Origin of the sequence: Micromonospora sp. NPDC049301 (genome assembly GCF_040678715.1) — a bacterium.
Taxonomy (GTDB): Bacteria; Actinomycetota; Actinomycetes; order Mycobacteriales; family Micromonosporaceae; genus Micromonospora.
In genome coordinates this window covers 593,308-611,620 of the sequence record NZ_JBFAQO010000001.1, presented here as the reverse complement: position 1 = coordinate 611,620, position 18,313 = coordinate 593,308, and the positions used below count along the sequence as shown (strand labels likewise).

16 protein-coding genes and 1 pseudogene are annotated in these 18,313 nt (G+C 72.3%); 6 read left to right on the top strand and 11 right to left on the bottom strand.

Going from position 1 to position 18,313, the window contains the following annotated elements; translation table 11 throughout:
• Position 1 precedes the first annotated feature (1 nt).
• Positions 2 to 322, bottom strand: a complete 321-nt coding sequence (locus tag AB0K07_RS02935) for a WXG100 family type VII secretion target (RefSeq protein ID WP_363750485.1) — start codon at positions 320 to 322, stop codon at positions 2 to 4.
• A 499-nt stretch (positions 323 to 821) separates the two neighbouring features.
• On the opposite strand from AB0K07_RS02935, the gene eccE reads away from it, so the two are divergent.
• The 4 genes from eccE to rarD all read left to right on the top strand — a co-directional run bounded on the left by eccE (position 822) and on the right by rarD (position 4,531).
• Positions 822 to 2,546 (top strand): type VII secretion protein EccE, encoded by a 1,725-nt coding sequence (eccE, locus tag AB0K07_RS02930; protein ID WP_363751402.1) that lies wholly within the window; start codon positions 822 to 824, stop codon positions 2,544 to 2,546.
• 61 nt (positions 2,547 to 2,607) lie between these two features.
• A complete protein-coding gene (locus AB0K07_RS02925) occupies positions 2,608 to 2,994 on the top strand; it encodes a phage holin family protein (RefSeq protein ID WP_363750484.1) in 387 nt (128 codons plus the stop codon).
• 116 nt (positions 2,995 to 3,110) lie between these two features.
• Positions 3,111 to 3,608 carry a GNAT family N-acetyltransferase gene (locus tag AB0K07_RS02920; RefSeq protein ID WP_363750483.1) on the top strand — a complete coding sequence of 166 codons (498 nt, stop codon included), beginning with the start codon at positions 3,111 to 3,113 and terminating at the stop codon, positions 3,606 to 3,608.
• Positions 3,605 to 4,531, top strand: a complete 927-nt coding sequence (gene rarD / locus AB0K07_RS02915) for an EamA family transporter RarD (protein ID WP_363750482.1) — start codon at positions 3,605 to 3,607, stop codon at positions 4,529 to 4,531. Before AB0K07_RS02920 ends, rarD begins: the two co-directional genes overlap by 4 nt.
• 6 nt (positions 4,532 to 4,537) lie before the next feature.
• On the opposite strand, the gene AB0K07_RS02910 is transcribed toward rarD, so the two are convergent.
• On the bottom strand, positions 4,538 to 5,245 hold the full coding sequence (locus tag AB0K07_RS02910) for a zf-HC2 domain-containing protein (RefSeq protein WP_363750481.1): 708 nt from the start codon (positions 5,243 to 5,245) through the stop codon (positions 4,538 to 4,540).
• Positions 5,242 to 5,757: a sigma-70 family RNA polymerase sigma factor gene (locus AB0K07_RS02905; RefSeq protein ID WP_357124632.1), complete on the bottom strand. Its 516-nt coding sequence runs from the start codon at positions 5,755 to 5,757 to the stop codon at positions 5,242 to 5,244. Before AB0K07_RS02905 ends, AB0K07_RS02910 begins: the two co-directional genes overlap by 4 nt.
• A gap of 242 nt (positions 5,758 to 5,999) precedes the next feature.
• Here AB0K07_RS02905 and AB0K07_RS02900 point away from each other — a divergent pair, with 242 nt between their 5' ends.
• On the top strand, positions 6,000 to 8,126 hold the full coding sequence (locus tag AB0K07_RS02900) for a PhoX family phosphatase (protein WP_363750479.1): 2,127 nt from the start codon (positions 6,000 to 6,002) through the stop codon (positions 8,124 to 8,126).
• Between the two features lie 79 nt (positions 8,127 to 8,205).
• On the opposite strand, the gene AB0K07_RS02895 is transcribed toward AB0K07_RS02900, so the two are convergent.
• A complete protein-coding gene (locus AB0K07_RS02895; RefSeq protein WP_363750478.1) occupies positions 8,206 to 8,985 on the bottom strand; it encodes an IclR family transcriptional regulator C-terminal domain-containing protein in 780 nt (259 codons plus the stop codon).
• 154 nt (positions 8,986 to 9,139) lie between these two features.
• Between AB0K07_RS02895 and AB0K07_RS02890 the strand changes: the two are divergent.
• Positions 9,140 to 10,234 (top strand): annotated as a pseudogene (locus AB0K07_RS02890) (MFS transporter); the annotation flags it as partial.
• 111 nt (positions 10,235 to 10,345) lie between these two features.
• Here the strand turns inward: AB0K07_RS02890 and AB0K07_RS02885 are convergent.
• From AB0K07_RS02885 to nuoI, 7 genes are all read right to left on the bottom strand, one after another.
• Positions 10,346 to 11,419 (bottom strand): polyprenyl synthetase family protein, encoded by a 1,074-nt coding sequence (locus AB0K07_RS02885; protein ID WP_363750477.1) that lies wholly within the window; start codon positions 11,417 to 11,419, stop codon positions 10,346 to 10,348.
• Positions 11,420 to 11,520: 101 nt separating this feature from the next.
• Positions 11,521 to 13,074, bottom strand: a complete 1,554-nt coding sequence (gene nuoN, locus AB0K07_RS02880) for an NADH-quinone oxidoreductase subunit NuoN (RefSeq protein ID WP_363750476.1) — start codon at positions 13,072 to 13,074, stop codon at positions 11,521 to 11,523.
• Entirely contained in the window at positions 13,071 to 14,606 is a 1,536-nt protein-coding gene (locus tag AB0K07_RS02875; protein WP_363750475.1) for an NADH-quinone oxidoreductase subunit M, read from the bottom strand. Before AB0K07_RS02875 ends, nuoN begins: the two co-directional genes overlap by 4 nt.
• Positions 14,607 to 14,670: 64 nt before the next feature.
• A complete protein-coding gene (nuoL, locus tag AB0K07_RS02870; RefSeq protein WP_363750474.1) occupies positions 14,671 to 16,596 on the bottom strand; it encodes an NADH-quinone oxidoreductase subunit L in 1,926 nt (641 codons plus the stop codon).
• 11 nt (positions 16,597 to 16,607) lie between these two features.
• A complete protein-coding gene (nuoK, locus tag AB0K07_RS02865) occupies positions 16,608 to 16,907 on the bottom strand; it encodes an NADH-quinone oxidoreductase subunit NuoK (RefSeq protein WP_030486270.1) in 300 nt (99 codons plus the stop codon).
• Complete coding sequence (locus tag AB0K07_RS02860; protein ID WP_363750473.1) at positions 16,904 to 17,674, bottom strand: NADH-quinone oxidoreductase subunit J; 771 nt, start codon at positions 17,672 to 17,674, stop codon at positions 16,904 to 16,906. The genes nuoK and AB0K07_RS02860 overlap by 4 nt, the downstream gene beginning before the upstream one ends.
• Entirely contained in the window at positions 17,671 to 18,312 is a 642-nt protein-coding gene (nuoI, locus tag AB0K07_RS02855) for an NADH-quinone oxidoreductase subunit NuoI (protein WP_363750472.1), read from the bottom strand. The genes AB0K07_RS02860 and nuoI overlap by 4 nt, the downstream gene beginning before the upstream one ends.
• Position 18,313 lies beyond the last annotated feature (1 nt).

The following is an 18,313-nucleotide window of genomic DNA, read 5'->3' as shown; positions in this document are numbered from 1 at the left end:
ATCAGAGCGGCAGCTGGATGCCGCCGCGGTTGGTGCCGGCCACCCGGCTGGCCGCCTCGTCGTCCGAGACGTCGTACTGCCGGCCGGCGGTGCGGATCGCCCCGGCGGTCTCGCGCAGCGCCCGCTGCAGCGCGGCCTGGTCCTGTGACCACTGCTGCTTGACCTGCTCGAACGACCGTCCGCCGGCGCCACGCCAGGCCTGCTGCAACACCTCCAGCTCGGCCAGCAGGCCGGTCAGCATGGACTGCAACGACTGGTCGACCTGCTCGAACTTCGCGGCGGTCTGCTGCATCACCGCGGCTTGTGCCTGGGTCTGGGACACCCTGACGTCACCTCGTTTCCTCGGTCGTGACTGGCCGTCGACGCGCCCACTCCGGGGACGCGCCGGTCGCGTGGCCCGGTCGTTTGAGCACGGTGGACGCGGGTCAGCGAAGAACTTCGTGGCTGACGGTAGCGGCACGGTAGCGGTTCTGCTACCCCCCGCCCCTCGCCTGTGGACAACCACGACCGACATCGGTCGCTTACGATGTGCCGCAGCCCCGTCGCGGCGCGTGACGGGCCACGGGAGCGGCCGGCCGCCCGGCACGGCCCACACTGCTCGAGGAGGCGCGGTGCCGGCGACAACCACCGGAGGGCCGCATCCGGCGACCCCGGTCGGGTCGGGTGTCGTCCCGCCGATGACCGGGTCGGGTGTAGTCCCGCCGGTGACCGGGTCGGGCGGCCCCGCCGACACCGGGCCCGCGCTCGCCGAGCGCGACAAGGCCGGTCCACGGCCGCCGGTTGCCCGCTGGGCCCTCCACGGCCGGCGTGGAAGCACCGGGATGCGCGCCGGTCAACTGGTCACCGGGCAGGTCGCGGTGGCGCTCGTCCTCGCCACCCTGGGCCGGGGTGTGCCGGTCACCGTCGGGGCCCTGCTGGCGGCGCTGCTGCTGGTGACGGCCGCCTGGGTCCGGGTCCGAGGCCGGTGGCTCTTCGAATGGCTGGGCACCGCCGCCGGGCACCTGACCCGCCGCCGCGCGCTGGCCGGGCCGTCCGGCCCGGCCGAGCTGCTCGACCTGGTCGCCCCGGGCACCGTGGTCCGCTCGACGGAGCTCCCCGGTGGGCCGGCCGCGCTGCTGGAGGACACCGGCGGCATGGTGGCGCTGCTGGAGCTCGGCGATCCCGGCGACCTGCTCGGCGACACGTCCCGGGCGATCCCCACGCCGTCCGCCCTGCTGACCCCGGTCGGGCCGGAGGTGCCACCGCTGCGCGTCCAACTGCTGCTCGCCGGAACACCGGCGCCGGTGCCCGCGGTGGGCGGCACGGTCGGCACGTCGTACCGGCAGCTCACCGACGGGCGGCTCGCCGGGCGGGAGCGGGCGGTGCTGGCGGTCCGGGTGCTGCGGGTGGACGGCTGGTCGGAGGAGGACCTGCGGCGGGTGCTCGCCGGCACGCTGCGCCGCGTCGTCCGCCGGCTCGGGCCGCTGACCGCCCGGCCGCTCGGTGTGCCGGCGGCGCTGCGCGTCCTCGGCGAACTGGCCCACCACGACGGCCTACCGGTGCGGGAGTCCTGGCCGGTGCTCCGATCCGGCGCCCTGCTCCAGGCCACCTTCCGGCTGACCCGCTGGCCCGACGCCGAGGGGGCGGGCGCGCACCGGCTGGTGCCACGGCTGCTCGCGCTTCCGGCGACCGCGACGACGGTGTCGCTCTGCGCCGGCCCGCCCCCGGTCACCGGCGCGACCGGGGTGCCGACCGAGCTGACCGTACGCCTGGCCGCCGGGACGGCAACGGAGCTGACCGCGGCCGCTGAGGCACTGGACCGGCTGGTGACCGGCCTGGGTGGTGAGCTGCGCCGGCTCGACGGTGCGCACCTCGCCGGGCTCGCCGGCACGCTGCCGCTGGCGCAGGCCACCCCCGAGGCACAACAGCGGCCGGCGCCGGACAACTGGGAGCTGACCCTGGGCGAGGCCGGGATGATGGTCGGCACGAACCGGCACGGCGGGGCGGTCACCGTCCGGCTGTTCCGGCCGGAGAGCACCCGGGTGCTGCTGGTCGGCGGCGTGCGTGCCGCCCAGTTGGTGGCACTGCGCGCGATGGCGCTGGGTGCCCTGGTGGTGGTCCAGACCGCACGGCCACGCGCCTGGGAACGGTTCGTCCGGGGTGTGGGCGCGCCGGGCGGGACGATCCCGCTGATCCCGCCGGGGCGGCCGGTCGCCGACGGGGTGGGCACCGCGCTGCGGCCGTTGCTGCTGGTGGTGGACGCCGGGCCGGTGCCGGCCGAGGCCGAGCCGGGGCCGCCCTGGCGGGCCACGCTGGTGGTCCGGGACGAGCTGACCCCGGCGGACGCGGACGCGCTGACCCGGGCCGACCTGGCGGTGCTGCAACCGTTGGACGCCACCGAGGCCGCGCTGGCCGGCACCGCGCTGGGGTTGGGCGGGTCGGCCGAGTGGTTGACGCGGATCCGGGACGACATGGTGGCCGTGGTCAACCGGCGTGCGCTGCGGTGGGCGCTGCTCTCCCCCACCCCGATCGAGGCGCAGCTCATCGGCCGGCCGGCGCGAGGCTGACCCGTTCCGGTCGTCGATCACCGGGTTACGCGGGTGCCCCGTCCGTGGCACGATCCCCGCCATGGGTTTTCTGAAAGGGCTGCTGATTCGGCTGGCCACCACGGCGCTGGCCTTCTGGCTGGCCACACTCCTCATTCCGGGCATCATTCTGGAATCGACCTCCACCGTCGAGACGGTCACCACGCTGCTCCTGGTGGCGGCGATCTTCGGCGTGGTCAACGCGGTGCTCCAGCCGATCATCAAGACCGTCGGTTGTGGCTTCTACCTGCTGACCCTGGGTCTCATCGCGCTGGTGGTGAACGGGCTGCTGTTCCTGCTCACCAGCTGGATCGCCGACCAGGCCGGGCTGCCGTTCTCGGTGGACGGCTTCTGGCCCGCGGCCGTGCTGGGCGCGCTCTTCGTGAGCATCGTGACCTGGGTCCTCGGCGCCATCCTCGACCGGGACTGACCACGATCGACCGGCCCCGCCCGGGCCCCGGCCGTGGCCGGAGTCCGGGCGGACCGGTGACCAGAGTTCGGGAATTGGCCGGCGCGCGGGCCGACCCGGGCGGCTAGCGTCACGGGGTGTTCTCGCTGACCCGCGCCGACGGCCACCTCCTCAGCACCGATCCCCACCGGCTCGATCTGGACCGGGTGCACGAATGGCTGTCCACCGACGCGTACTGGGCCCTGGGGCGGGACCGGGAGACGGTCCTGCGGGCGTTCGCCGGTTCGCTGCCGTTCGGCGTCTACCGGCCCGGTGACGGCCGCCAGGTGGCGGTGGCGCGGGCGGTCACGGACGGCGCCACCTTCGCCTGGCTCTGCGACGTGTACGTGGATCGGGCCGCCCGGGGTCAGGGGTTGGGCGGCTGGTTGGCCGGCGCCGTCCGCGACCACCTGGCCGAGTTGGGCGTACGCCGGATCCTGTTGTGCACCAACGACGCGCACGAGGTGTACGCGAGGGTGGGCTTCACCCCGCTGGACGTGCCGGAGCGGTGGATGCAGCTCGACCGCCGGCCGCCCGTGACCCCGGTCACCGGAAAGGATCAAAGCGGAGGTTCACCCCTTACGGTGGAGGCGTGACGCCACTCCGCCTGGGATACCTCTACGGCCTCGGCGCGTACCTGCTCTGGGGCTTCTTTCCGCTGTACCTCAAGCTGCTGCGACCGGCCGGCCCGCTGGAGATCCTCGCCCACCGGATCGTCTGGTCGGTGGCCTTCGTGGCCCTGTTGCTGGCCGCCCTGCGCAACGTCGGCTTCCTGCGGGCGCTGCTGCGCCGGCCCTGGGCGCTGGCCGGGATCGTCGCCGCCGCCGCGCTGATCGCGGTCAACTGGGGCACCTACATCTACGGGGTCAACTCGGACCGGGTGGTGGAGACGGCGCTCGGCTACTTCATCAACCCGCTGGTGGTGGTGCTGCTCGGGGTGACGGTGCTGCGGGAGCGGCTGCGCCCGGCACAGTGGGTGGCGCTGGGCATCGGCGCGTCGGCGGTCGCCGTGCTCACCGTGGACTACGGCCGGCTGCCCTGGCTGGCGCTGACCCTGGCCTTCAGCTTCGCCGGCTACGGCCTGGTCAAGAAGCGGCTCGGGCTGCCCGCCGCGGAGGGGCTCTTCGTCGAGTCGGCGGTGCTGGCGTTGCCCGCGCTGGGTTACCTGGCCTGGCTCACCCGGCGCGCCGAGTCGACCTTCGGGCACGTCTCGGCCGGGCACACCGCGCTGCTCGTGCTGGCCGGCGCGGCCACCGCGATCCCGCTGCTGCTCTTCGCCGGGGCCGCCAACCGGCTGCCGCTGTCCAGCCTCGGCATGATCCAGTACCTGGCGCCGATCCTCCAGCTCGGCTGCGGTGTGCTGATCTTCCACGAGCCGATGCCACCGGCCCGCCTCGCCGGCTTCGCGCTGGTCTGGCTCGCCCTCGTCGTCTTCACCGCCGACGCCGTCCGCCAGTCCCGCCGCACGCGCGCCCGCACCCGCGCCGCCACTCCCCGCACCCCCGTTCCCGTCCCCTGACCCGGGTCAGGGGACGGCGTAGGAGAGGACCGGGGTGCCGTCGGCGCGTTGCAGCTCGACGCTGACCAGCTCGGCGTCGGTGAACCGGGTGGCGCCGGTGAACTGCAGGGCGTCGCCCGGCGCGGCCAGCCAGGACCCGATCTGCTCGGTGGCGCCGTCCGGGCCGCGCGCCACCAGGCGGAAGGTGTACGCCTTGCCGTAGCCGGTCCGCGGGTCGTACCCGCAGCGCATGGTCACCTCGGTGCCCCAGTCCGTGCCGGTCAGCCCGATCTCGGCGTGCACCGGCCCGGCGGAGGCCACCGGTCGCATGGCGACCATCGACACCTGCGGCCCGGGCGTCCCCGGTGAGCCCGGAATGCCCGGCGTGCCCCGCAGCACCGTCGCGGTGCCCACGCCGACCACCAGTGCCAACGCGGCGGCGACCAGCCCGGTCAGCGCGTACCGCCGGCGGGTGGCCCACCGCTCCCGGCGCCGACGGGCCCGGGCCTCGTCGAGCAGTGCGGGCACCCGGGGCGGGGCCGGCGGGGGCAGGAACTGCTCCAGACCCGCCGGGTCGAGGCGACCGAGCAGCCCGGGCAGGACGGCGATCTCGGCGACCGCGTCCCGGCAGGAGGCGCAGCCGGCGAGGTGCCGCTCGTAGGCCGCCCGCTCGGCGGGGGCCAGGGCGCCCAGCACGTACGCGCCGTCGTCGTGCGCGAACTCGCACCGGGTCATCCCGTCACTCCCATCTCAGCCAGGACCAACCGTAGTGACCGCAGCGCGTAGTGGGTGCGGGACTTCACGGTGCCCGGTGGCACGCCCAGCCGGGACGCCGCCTCGGCCACCGACCGCCCCTGGTAGAAGCACTCGACCAGCACCTCGCGGTGGGTCGGGCTGAGCCGGTTCAGCGCCTCGGCGACGGTCCACGCCTCCACGGCGCGCTCGGCCTCGTCGACCACCTCCGGCGGCTCGGGTATCTCGTCGGTGAACACCTCGCCGACCCGGGTGGACCGCCGTCGCCAGGCGTCGATGGCGAGGTTGCGGGCGGTGGTGAACAGCCAGGCCCGCACCGAGCCGCGTCGCGGGTCGAGCGACTCCGGGTGCCGCCAGGCCCGCAGCAGCGTCTCCTGGACCAGGTCCTCAGCCCGCTGCCGGTCCCCGTTGACCAGCCGCAGGGCGTGTGCGTACAGCGCCTCCGCGTGCTCGTCGTGCAGCGCGCGCAGCAGTTGGGCGTCATGGTCGCTGATGGCGGTCTCCTCGCTTCCGGCGCGCGTCCGGCGGTGCGTCCGCTCGTGAATACGTGCGGTCACGCCGATCGGTTCAGCCCGAGGTCAGACCGGTTGCGCCCGGCCGGCGTTCACAGAGGTGTTCACGCCTGGTTCACATCGCGGCCGACGACCGCTCACCACGTCCTCCTAGCGTCCCGCAGGTACGCCCGACCAATGACTGATCCCGCGTGCCACCGACCTTCCCCCAGGAGGCTCCTCCCATGAGCGACCGTCCCCGGCTGCTCCCGCTGTTGGGCGCCACCCGCCACGGCAGCCGTGACGCCATGACCTGTCTCTACCGCTGCGGAAACGCCTGCGACCACCCGATCCCGAACACCTCCGACAACGAGTACTTCGGAGACGTGGTGAACGCGGAGGTCTCGCGGCGCGGCGTGGTCCGGGCCGGCGCGGTCGGCGCGCTCGTCCTCGGCTTCGGTGGCGCGGCGGCCGGTGCGCTGGCCGGAGCGGCGCCCGCCATGGCCGCGCCGGACGTCCCGGACGTCCCGGAGGCGTTCGGCTTCGGACGCCCCAGCACCGGTGTCGGCAGCGGGGCCCTGACCTTCAAGCCGATCCCGCCGAACAAGTTGGACACCCTGGTCGTGCCGAACGGGTACGACCACGCAGTGGTGATCAAGTGGGGTGACCCGGTGGTGCCGGGCGCCCCCGAGTTCAACGTGCACAAGCAGACCGCCGCCGCGCAGTCGAAGCAATTCGGCTACAACAACGACTTCGTGGGCGTGCTGCCGCTGGACAAGCGGGGCGACCGGGCGCTGCTCGTGGTCAACCACGAGTACACCAACGAGGACCTGATGTTCCCGGGCTTCCCGGGCCTGGACGGGCTCTCGGTGGAGCAGCTGCGCACCGCGATGGCGGCGCACGGCATGTCCGTGGTGGAGATCGAGCGGGTCGCCGGCACCGGGCAGTGGACGCCGGTCGACAACGGCCGCCGGCCGTACAACCGCCGGGTCACCGCGCTCAGCACCAAGTTCGACCTGACCGGTCCCGCGGCCGGCTCGGCCTGGCTGAAGACCGCCGCCGACCCCAAGGGCCGTACGGTCGTCGGCACGCTGAACAACTGCGCCGGCGGCGTGACCCCGTGGGGCACGGTGCTCTCCGGCGAGGAGAACTTCAACCAGTACTTCGTCGGCGCCGACGGCGCCCCGGCGGAGCTGAAGCCGAAGCTGGACCGCTACGGCATCAGCACGGCCTCGCGCTACCCGAGCGGCAGCCGCAAGTGGGAGCGCGCCGACGAGCGCTTCGACCTGGCCAAGCACCCCAACGAGGCGCACCGGTTCGGCTGGATCGTCGAGATCGACCCGTTCGACCCGGAGAGCCGCCCGCGCAAGCACACCGCGATGGGCCGGTTCAAGCACGAGGGCGCGAACGTGATCGTGGCCAAGGACGGCCACGTGGTCGCGTACATGGGCGACGACGAGCGGTTCGACTACCTCTACAAGTTCGTCTCGGACAACAAGTTGATGAAGGGCAACTCCTGGGCTGCCCGCAAGCACAACCTGACGCTGCTGGAGTCCGGCACCCTGTACGTGGCGAAGCTGGACCAGACCAGCGCGGCGGAGATCGACGGCTCGGGCAAGCTCCCCGCCGACGGCGCGTTCAACGGCCGGGGCCGCTGGATCAAGCTGGTCAGCGGCAACCGGTCGTTCGTCGACGGGATGACCGCCGCGGACGTGCTCACCTTCACCCGGCTCGCCGGCGACAAGGTCGGCGCGACCAAGATGGACCGCCCGGAGGACGTCGAGCCGAGCCTGCTCACCGGCAAGGTGTACGTGGCGTTGACCAACAACACCAACCGGGGCGTCGGCAGCAACCCGAAGGCGGACGAGGCCAACCCGCGTAACGCCAACAAGCACGGGCAGATCCTGGAGCTGGTCGAGGACCGCGGCGACAACACGGCCGAGACGTTCGCCTGGTCGCTGCCGATCGTCTGCGGCGACCCGACCGACGCGTCGACCTTCTTCGCCGGGTACGACAAGACCAAGGTCTCCCCGATCTCCTGCCCGGACAACGTCGCCTTCGACGCCACCGGCAACCTGTGGATCTCCACGGACGGCAACGCGCTGGGCAGCAACGACGGCCTGTTCGCCACCGCCGTGGAGGGCCCGGAGCGCGGCCACCTCAAGCAGTTCCTGACCGTGCCGCTCGGCGCGGAGACCTGCGGCCCGTTCATCACCGGCGACAACCGCTCCGTCTTCGTCGCCGTGCAGCACCCGGGTGAGATCACCGGGGCCTCGGTGGAGAACCCGGCCTCCAACTGGCCGGACGGCGACTACGCCAAGCCGGGCGTGGTGGTCACCTGGCGCCTGGACGGCGGCCCGGTGGGCAGCTGACGTTGTTCCGGCGGTCCGGCGCTGGACCGCCCCGAGAGGCCCTCTCCCAGCCCGGGAGAGGGCCTCTCCGGCGTCCGGGTCAGTCGGCGGCGATGGCGTCGGCGACGGCGCGGGCCACGGTGAGCAGCTTCGCCCGGACCACCCGGGCGGAGGTCATCATCTCGCTGGCCGGCAGCGCGCACGCCAGCACGACGCGGCGTTCCATGTCCTTGTCCGGCGTGACCAGCACGGACGCGCAGGCCACGCCCTGGCGGAACTGGCCCAGCTCCAGTTGCATCCCGCGTCGGTCGCCGGCGGCCAGGTCGGCCTCGAACGTCTCGGTGCTGGTCAAGGTGGCGGTGGTGAACGGGCGCATGCCGTACTCCCGCAGGTAGCGGAAGCGTTGTTCGGCGCTGAGGGTGGCGAGCAGGGACTTGCCGAGGGCGGTGGCGTGCGCTCCCTCGTCGAAGCCGGGGACGAGGTCCTCCAGGTAGGGCGACCGGTGCCCCTCGGCGACCGCCGTGACGGCGACCTGGCCACCGACGAAGCGGCCCAGGTAGTGGCTGTAGCCGGTGTCCACGGCGGCGCGCCGCAGCGTCTCTCCGACCGCCGGCGGGCCCCGGAACGCGGTCACCAGCTCCCGGTAGCGGTCGGCCACCTCCAACCCCACGATGTACGTGCCGTCCTCCCGACGGATCACGTAGCCCTCGTAGGCGAGGGTGCGGACCAGGTGGTAGGTGGTGGCCACGGTCAGCTCGCAGCGCCGGGCGATCTGCTTCACGGTCAGCCCCTTCGGGGCGCGACCGACCGACTCGAGCACCCGCAGCGCTCGGGACACGCTGCGGATCAGGTCCGAAGGTTCTGCCAAGGGGTCGCGCACAACCACCTCCGCCGCCGGGGACTTACACCATATGAAAAACAGGCCGGGTGCGAAATGCCTGTTCGGGTCGAGGATGCCAGATCACCATCCACGCCTTGCACACCGCCGGTCACCGGGAGTGGTCCGAGCCGGGCTCGCGTAGGTTTGCCGAACGATGACAGACACCGCCTCCACCTCCGCCCCGGACACCACCCGGCCCCGCCCGATCCGGGCCAGCGCCGGCGCTGTCCTCACCACCGTCGCCTGCGTGCTGCCCGTCTTCCTGCTCGGTGGTCTCGCCGTGCAGATGGGCGCGGACCTCGGCTTCTCCCCGGCCGGTCTGGGCCTGGCCGTGGCGGTCTACTTCGGGGTCAGCGCGCTGGCCTCGGTGCCCTCCGGTCGCCTGGTCGAGCGGTACGGGCCGGCCGTGGTGGCCCGCTGCGGCATCGTGCTAGCCGCCGCGTCGATGCTGGCCGTGGCGGCGCTCGCCCGGTCGTACCCGGTGCTGGTCGGGCTGCTGGCACTCAGCTCCGCCGCGAACGCCCTCGGCCAACTGGCCAGCAACGCCGCGCTGGCGCAGCACGTCCCGACCCGCCGGCAGGGGCTGTCCTTCGGCGTCAAGCAGGCAGCCATCCCCGTCTCCACCCTGCTGGCCGGGGCGGCGGTGCCCACCATCGCCCTGACCGCCGGCTGGCGCTGGGCGTTCGTGGCGGCCGCCGGCGCGGCCCTGACGACGCTGCCCGCCGTACCCCGGCAGATGCCCGGCCGCGGCCGGCGGGCGGGCGCGGGGCGCGCTGGCCGGGCCACGGTGGCGCTCGTGGTGGTCGGTGCGGCGGCGACACTGGCCGCGGCCGCCGCCAACGCGCTGGGCACCTTCCTGGTGGACTCCGCGGCGTCTCGGGGCCTTTCTCCGGGCCTCGCCGGTCTCACCCTGACCCTGGGCAGCGCGGTCTGCGTGACGGCCCGGGTGGGCGCCGGGTGGTTGGCCGACCGACGCGCCACCGGCCACGTGGTGCTCATCGCCGCGATGCTGGTGGCCGGCGCCGTCGGGCTCTGCCTGCTCGCGCTGGCCGGCACGGTGCCGCTGGTGGTGGGCGTGGTGCTCGGCTTCGGCCTGGGCTGGGCCTGGCCCGGCCTGATGAACTTCGCGGTGGTCCGGCTGCACCCGCAGGCCCCGGCCGCCGCCACCTCGATCACCCAGACCGGGGTGTACGCGGGCGGCTGCCTCGGCCCGCTGACCCTCGGCCCGCTGGCCGCCCACCTCGGCTACCCGACGATGTGGACCACGGCTGCGGTGGCCATGCTGCTCGCCGCCGCCCTCATGCTCGTCGGCAGCCGCCTGTTGACCCTGCACCGCCGCCGGGGCGGGTCGCGCCGCAGATCAGCTGGTGCGGTCGGCGATGTAGTCGCAGAGCGATTCGAGGGCGCGGCGGGACGGGCCGTCCGGGAGCGGGGCCAGGCGCGCGCGGGCGTCCTCGGCGTAGCTGCGCACGGTCTCCCGCGCCCGCTTGAGCGCCGGGCTCTCCCGCAGCAGCCCCAGCGCCTCGGCGTGCAGCGCGTCGTCGGTCAGCGGGCCGGTGGCCAGAATTTCCCGCAGCCGCATCGAGGACGCGTCGGAGTCGTCCGCCGCGCACGCGTAGAGCACCGGCAGCGTGGGCACACCCTCGCGCAGGTCCGTGCCGGGCGTCTTGCCCGACTGCACCGACTCGGAGGCGATGTCCAGCAGGTCGTCGGAGAGCTGGAAGGCGACGCCGATCGTCTCGCCGTACCCGGCCAGCGCCTCGACGTGCTCGGCGGAGGCACCAGCGAACATGCCGCCGAACCGGGCCGACGTGGCGATCAGGGAGCCCGTCTTCTCGGCGATCACGTGCAGGTAGTGCGCGACCGGGTCGTCGCCGGCGCGCGGCCCGACCGTCTCCGCGATCTGACCGTGCACCAGCCGGGCGAAGGTACGCGCCTGCAACCGGACCGCCTCCGGGCCCAGGTCGGCCGCGATGTCGGCGGCCCGCGCGAAGAGGTAGTCACCGACCAGGATGGCGACCGAGTTGGTCCAGCGGGAGTTCGCGCTCGGCGCGCCCCGGCGCACGGCCGCCTCGTCCATCACGTCGTCGTGGTACAGCGTGGCCAGGTGGGTGAGCTCCATCACCACGGCCGCCGGAACGACCCGCGGGCCGGTGGGGTCACCGAACTGGGCGCCCAACGCCACCAGCAGCGGCCGGAACCGCTTGCCCCCGGCCTCGACGAGGTGCCGGGCGGCCTCGGTGACGAACGGGTCGGCGCTGGCCACACTGGCCCGCAGCTCGACCTCGACCGCGTCCAGCAGACCCAGCACGGACGCCTCGACGCGGGGATCGGCGAGATGGAGGCCGAGCGCGCCGAACTGACTCGTGCTCGCCCGGCCCCGGCGACCGCCGGAGCCGGTGGCACCTGAACGCTCGCCAGCCGGAATCACCACGCTTCAACCATGCCACACCCGTTCTACCTGCTCCGGGCCGGGGATACGCACCGGGGGCCGACACGCGAACGCGTGCCGGCCCCCGATGGTCGAGCCTCTGGTCAACGCACGAAGTCGGCGGCTCCGGCGGCCAGGTCGAGCAGCGGCGCCGGGGCGACGCCCAGCACCAGAGTGGCCAGTACGCCGATCATCAGCGCGGCGGAGGTGAGGCCGCCGGGCACGGTGACGGTCGGCGTGGACTCGCCCGGCTCGGAGAGCCACATCATCACCACGACCCGCAGGTACGGGAAGGCCAGCACCATGCTGGTCAGCACACCGGCGATCACCAGCCAGGCCTGACCGTCGTCCAGCGCCGGCCCGAAGATCGCGAACTTGCTGGTGAAACCGCTGGTCAGCGGAATGCCGGCGAAGGCCAGCAGGATGAAGGTGAACAGCCCGGCGAAGAACGGCGAGCGCCGGCCCAGCCCCGCCCAGCGGGACAGGTGGGTGGCCTCCCCGTCGTCGTCGCGGACCAGGGTGACCACCGCGAACGCGGCCAGCACCGAGAAGCCGTACGCGACCAGGTAGAACATCGTGCCGGAGAGCCCGTCCCGGCTCGGCGCCAGCACACCGACCAGCAGGTAGCCGGCGTTGGCGATCGAGGAGTACGCGAGCAGCCGCTTGATGTCGGTCTGGGTGACCGCGAGCACCGCGCCGACCAGCATGGTCAGCACCGCCACCGCGCCGAGCACCGGGGTGAAGTCCCAGGCGGCACCGGCGAACGCGACGTGGAAGACGCGCAGCAGCGCGCCGAACGCGGCGACCTTGGTGCAGGCGGCCATGAAGCCGGTGACCGGGGTCGGCGCGCCCTGGTAGACGTCCGGCGTCCAGACGTGGAACGGGGCGGCCGCCGCCTTGAAGAGCAGGCCGATGGCGAGCAGCGCCATGCCGGCGAAGAGCAGCACCGGGCTGGCCGGCGACTCGGTCACCGCCGCGTTGATGGTGGCGAAGTCGACCCCCGCCCCGCGGCCCGGGATGCCGGCGGTGAAGCCGTAGATCAGGGCCACCCCGAACAGGAAGAACGCCGAGGCGTACGCGCCAAGCAGGAAGTACTTCATCGCCGCCTCCTGGCTCAGCAGCCGCCGGCGACGAGCCAGCGCGCAGAGCAGGTACAGCGGCAGCGAGAAGACCTCCAGCGCGATGAACATCGTCAGCAGGTCGTTCGCCGCCACGAAGATCAGCATGCCGCCGATCGCGAACGTGATGAGCGGGTAGACCTCGGTGAGGCCGTTGCGCCCCTCGGCCTGCCGCCGGTCGTCGGCCGACTCGGCGGTGACCGCGGCCTGGGCGACGAACGCCCCGCCACGCTCCACCGAGCGGTCACCGATCAGCAGCAGCGCCATCGCGGCCAGCACCAGGATCGCGCCCTGGAGGAAGAGCGTCGGCCCGTCCACCGCGAGGGCCTGGCCGGCGGTGATGATCCGGTCGTCGGCGTTGAGGACCACCATGGTCAGCGCGGCGAGGACGGCCAGCAGGGCCAGCGTCAGCTGCACGACGTGCCGCAGGCGCCGGGGTACGAAGGCCTCGACCAGTACGCCGAGCAGCGCGACGCCCAGCATGATCATGATCGGGGCGAGCGCCGCGTAGTCGAGCGACGGCAGTTTCAACTCGGTCACTTTGCCGCCTCCTGGACGGTGCCGCCCACCGACGGGGCGGGGTCGGTCCTGCCGATGTCGTCCATGGTCGCCTGGACGGCGGGGTTGATCACGTCAGTGACCGGCTTGGGGTAGAAGCCGAGCAGCACGATCAGCGCGATCAGCGGGGCGACCACGACCTTCTCGCGCAGGTTGAGGTCGCGGCGCATGCCGTCGACCTCGGTCAGTGCCGGGTTGAGCGTGCCCTGGGTGGTGCGCTGCACCATCCACAGCACGTACGCGGCGGCCAGGATGATGCCGAGCGTGGCGATGACCGCGACCGGCTTGTTCACCGTGAAGGTGCCGATCAGCACCAGGAACTCGGAGATGAACGGTGCCGTGCCGGGCAGCGCGAGCGAGGCGAGACCGGCGAAGAAGAGCACCCCGGCGAGCAACGGGACCAGCTTGCCGGCACCACCGAAGTCACTGATCAGGGCCGAGCCACGCCGGGCGATCAGCATGCCCACCACGAGGAAGAGCAGGCCGGTGGCCAGACCGTGGTTGAGCATGTAGAGCACGGCGCCGGTCCCGGCCTGGGTGGTGAAGGCGAAGATGCCCACCCCGATGAAGCCGAAGTGCGCAATCGAGGTGTACGACACCAGCCGCTTGAGGTCGTTCTGGCCGACCGCCAGCAGCGCGGCGTAGACGATGCCGATCACGCCCAGCGCCAGCGCCCACGGCGCGAACCACTTCGACGCCTCGGGGAACAGCGGCAGGCAGTAGCGCAGGATGCCGAACGTCCCGACCTTGTCCAGCACGCCGACGAGCAGAGCGGCGGCGCCCGCCGGTGCGGCGCCACCGGCGTCCGGCAGCCAGGTGTGGAACGGGAAGAACGGGGCCTTGATGGCGAACGCGAGGAAGAAGCCGAGGAACAGCCAGCGTTCGGTGCCGGTGCTGATGTCGACCTGCGACAGCGCCTGCCAGTCGAAGGTCTTGCCGCCGACCACCCACAGCCCGATCACCGCGGCCAGCATGAAGAGGCCGCCGACGAGCGAGTAGAGGAAGAACTTCACCGCCGCGTACTGCCGCTGGTGGCCGCCGTAGCTGCCGATCAGGAAGTACATCGGCACCAGCATGACCTCGAAGAACACGTAGAACAGGAAGACGTCTGCGGCGGCGAAGACGCCGATCATCGTGCACTCGAGGACCAGCAGCAGCGCGAAGTAGACGGGCACCGACCGCTTCGACGACTCGGCGTCGTGCCAGGACGCCAGGATCACCAGCGGCACCAGCACCGCGATCAGCATCAGCATGACCAGCGCGATGCCGTCGGCGGCGAAGGTGAAGCTGACGCCCCAGTTCGGGATCCACGAGTACGACTCGCGGAACTGGAACCGGTCACCGCCGGCGTTGAAGCTGACCCACATCACCACCGAGAGCACCAGCACCAGCAGCGACCAGGCGAACGCCACCTGCTTGGCCAGCTCCGGCCGGTGGCGCGGCAGGAAGGCCACCACCAGGGCGCCGACCAGCGGCGCCACGGTGAGCACCGAGAGGAACGGGAAGTTGGACATTATGCGGCCTTACCTCCGTCGTCACTGCGTGGTCCGCCGGCGGGGGCGGCCGGGAAGAGGTCGATCACGCCAACCACCCGGCCTGCACCGCCAGGAACGCCGCCATCACCAGCAGCGCACCGGCCAGGATCGAGGTGGCGTACGAGCGGACGAAGCCGGTCTGCAGCCGCCGGAGCCGGCCCGAGCCACCGCCGACCGCGGCGGCGAGCCCGTTGACCAGCCCGTCGACGCCCCGGTTGTCGAGGAAGACCAGCGCCCGGGTGAGGAAGATGCCCGGCTTCTCGAAGACCGCCTCGTTCACCGTGTCGGTGTAGAGGTTGCGCCGGGCGGCGGTGACCAGCACACCGGCCGGCTGCGGCGCGGTGGCCGTACCGGCCCGGAACAGGAACCAGGCCAGCCCGGCGCCCAGCACGGTGACCAGCAGCGACAGCACGGTGATCACGGCGTGCGAGAGGACCGGCTCGTGCGCCTCCTCGTGCGCGCCCAGCCCGGCGGTCGCCGTCAGCCAGTCCGGCACCGAGGTGGCGAGCAGGAAACCGGCGCCGACCGAGCCGATCGCCAGCAGGACCAGCGGGATGGTCATCAGCGCAGGCGACTCGTGCGGGTGCTCGATGTCCTCGGTCCAGCGCTTCGGGCCGTGGAAGGTGAGCACGAAGAGCCGGGTCATGTAGAACGCGGTCAGCCCGGCACCGAGCAGCGCCGCCCCGCCGAAGAGCCAGGCGGTCCAGTCCGCCCGCTCGAAGGCGGCCACGATGATCGGCTCCTTGGAGAAGAAGCCGGAGAACGGGAACATGCCGATGATGGCCAGCCAGCCCATCATGAAGGTCAACCAGGTGATCTTCATGTACTTCGACAGCCCACCGAAGCGGCGGATGTCCACCTGGTCCTTCATCCCGTGCATGACCGAGCCGGCGCCCAGGAACATGTTGGCCTTGAAGAAGCCGTGCGCCAGCAGGTGCACGATGGCCAGCGCGTACGCCGCGCCGCCCAGACCGACGCCGAGGAACATGTAGCCGATCTGGCTCACCGTGGACCAGGCGAGCACCCGCTTGATGTCGTCCTTGGCCGCGCCGATGATGCAGCCGATCAGCAGGGTGAGCGCGCCGACGCTGACCACCACGAGCTGGAGGGTGGAGTTGGCCGAGAAGATCGGGTTGGACCGGGCGATGAGGTAGACGCCCGCGGTGACCATGGTGGCGGCGTGGATGAGCGCCGACACCGGGGTCGGGCCCTCCATCGCGTCCGGCAGCCACGCCTGGAGCGGGAACTGGCCGGACTTGCCGGTCGCGCCGAGCAGCAGCAGCAGGCCGAGCACCAGCACGGTCGAGCCGGCCAGCCCGGTGACGCCGTTGAACACCTCGTCGTACTGGGTGGTGCCCAGGGTGGCGAACATGATGAAGATGCCGATGGCCAGGCCGGCGTCGCCGACCCGGTTCATCAGGAAGGCCTTCTTGCCGGCGGTGGCGGCGCTGGGCCGCTCGTACCAGAAGGAGATCAGCAGGTACGACGCCAGACCGACGCCCTCCCAGCCGAAGTACAGCATCACGTAGTTGTTGCCGAGCACCAGCAGCAGCATGGCCGCGACGAACAGGTTGAAGTACGCGAAGAACCGGCGGCGGCCCGCGTCGTGCGCCATGTACTCCACGGCGTACAGGTGGATGAGGAAGCCCACGCCGGTGATCAGGAGCACGAAGACCGCGGCCAGCGGGTCGAACAGCAGGCCGAAGTCGACCCGCAGGTCACCGACCGCGATGAAGTCCCAGAGGCTCAGCTCGACCGACTTGTTCTCCAGGCCGCGCAGCTGGAAGAAGGACGCCAGGCCGAGCACGAACGCGGCGCCGATGGCGGCGACGCCCAACCAGTGCCCCCAGCGGTCGGCCCGCCGGCCGAGCAGCAGCAGGACGGCCGCGCTGACCAGCGGGATCGCCACCAGCAGCCAGACGCTGCCGAGCAAGCCCGTGGCCTCTGCGTAGTGCACAGTCTCTTCCACTTGCTTGCCCCTTAGTACTTGAGCAGGTTGGCGTCGTCGACACTCGCCGAGCGCCGGGTCCGGAAGATGGACATGATGATCGCCAGGCCGACCACGACCTCGGCCGCCGCCACCACCATCACGAAGAACGCCATGATCTGGCCGTTGAGGTCACCGTTGATCCGGCTGAAGGTGACCAGCGTCAGGTTGGCCGCGTTGAGCATCAGCTCCACGCACATGAACAGCACGATCGCGTTGCGTCGGACGAGCACCCCGGCGGCACCGATGGTGAACAGCACCGCGGCCAGCACGAGGTAGTAGTCGGGCGTCACTGGTCTGTCCCCTTCAGCGTGGTCTCCTGGGCGGTCAGCTCCCGCACCGGCAGGATGTCCGGCGTGCTCCGCTCGCTGAGCCGGCCGTCCGGCAGCCGCGCCGGGGTGGCCACCGAGGAGGAGGTCGCGAAGACGCCGGGGCCCGGCTTGGGGCCGGGGTAGTTGCCCGGGGCGAAGCGGGCCCGCATGGTCGACGGCTGGTCGATCTTGTCCTGCTTGCGCCGCTCGACGTGTGCGAGCACCATCGCGCCGACCGCCGCGGTGATCAGCAGCGCCGAGGTCAGCTCGAACGCGAAGACGTACTTGGTGAACAACAGCCGGGCGACGCCCTGCACGTTGCCCTCCGCGTTGGCCTGCTCCAGGCCCACCGCGGTCGTCCCCTCCAGCGCCCGGTAGAGCGCGCCGCCGACCAGGCCGGCGAAGCCCAGCCCGAGCACGATCGCGGCGACCCGCTGGCCGCGCAGCGACTCGATCAGCGAGTCGGACGCGTCCCGGCCGACCAGCATCAGCACGAACAGGAACAGCATCATGATCGCGCCGGTGTAGACGATGATCTGCACCATGCCGATGAACGGCCCGGCCTGGAGCACGTAGAACACGCCCAGGCACAGCATCGTGAGCACCAGGAAGAGCGCCGAGTGCACCGCGTTGCGGGCGGCCACCATCCCGATCGCGCCGAGCAGCGCGAGCGGCGCGAGGATCCAGAAGGTGACCTCCTCGCCGCCGGACACCCCGCCCGCCGCGGCCAGCACCGTAGACGTGGTCATGCTCCCTCTCCCTTGCCGGCCGCCGCACGCTGGGCGGCCTGCTCGGCGCCCGGGAACGTCACGCCGGGGTGCTCCTCGACCTGGTAGCGGCCGGGGCCCATCGGGGACGTCTCGGCTCCGGCGGAGGTGCCCGGGTTGTCCAGCGCGCCGACGTAGTAGTCCTTCTCGCTGTCGCCCAGCCGCATCGGGTGCGGCGGCTGCTCCATGCCTTCGAGCAGCGGTGCGAGCAGCTGCTCCTTGGTGAAGATCAGGTCCTGCCGGTTGTCCCGGGCCAGCTCGTACTCGTTGCTCATGGTGAGCGACCGGGTCGGGCAGGCCTCGATGCAGAGCCCACAGAAGATGCACCGGGCGTAGTTGATCTGGTAGGTGCTGGCGTACCGCTCACCCGGCGAGAAGCGCTGGTCGTCGGTGTTGTCGCCACCCTCGACGAAGATCGCGTCCGCCGGGCAGGCCCAGGCGCACAGCTCGCAGCCGATGCACTTCTCCAGCCCGTCCGGGTGCCGGTTGAGGATGTGCCGCCCGTGGTAGCGCGGCGCCGACACCGGCGGCTTGAACGGGTAGTCGGTGGTGACGACCTTCCTGAACATGTGCGAGAAGGTGACCCCGAAGCCCTTGAACGTTCCGGTGATCGTGCCCACG

Coding starts and splice junctions, on each gene's coding strand:
- eccE (WP_363751402.1), top strand. CDS start 822: ATGCGCGCCGGTCAACTGGTCACCGGGCAGGTCGCGGTGGCGCTCGTC.
- AB0K07_RS02925 (WP_363750484.1), top strand. CDS start 2,608: ATGGGTTTTCTGAAAGGGCTGCTGATTCGGCTGGCCACCACGGCGCTG.
- AB0K07_RS02910 (WP_363750481.1), bottom strand. CDS start 5,245: ATGACCCGGTGCGAGTTCGCGCACGACGACGGCGCGTACGTGCTGGGC.
- AB0K07_RS02900 (WP_363750479.1), top strand. CDS start 6,000: ATGAGCGACCGTCCCCGGCTGCTCCCGCTGTTGGGCGCCACCCGCCAC.
- AB0K07_RS02875 (WP_363750475.1), bottom strand. CDS start 14,606: ATGTCCAACTTCCCGTTCCTCTCGGTGCTCACCGTGGCGCCGCTGGTC.
- AB0K07_RS02860 (WP_363750473.1), bottom strand. CDS start 17,674: ATGACCACGTCTACGGTGCTGGCCGCGGCGGGCGGGGTGTCCGGCGGC.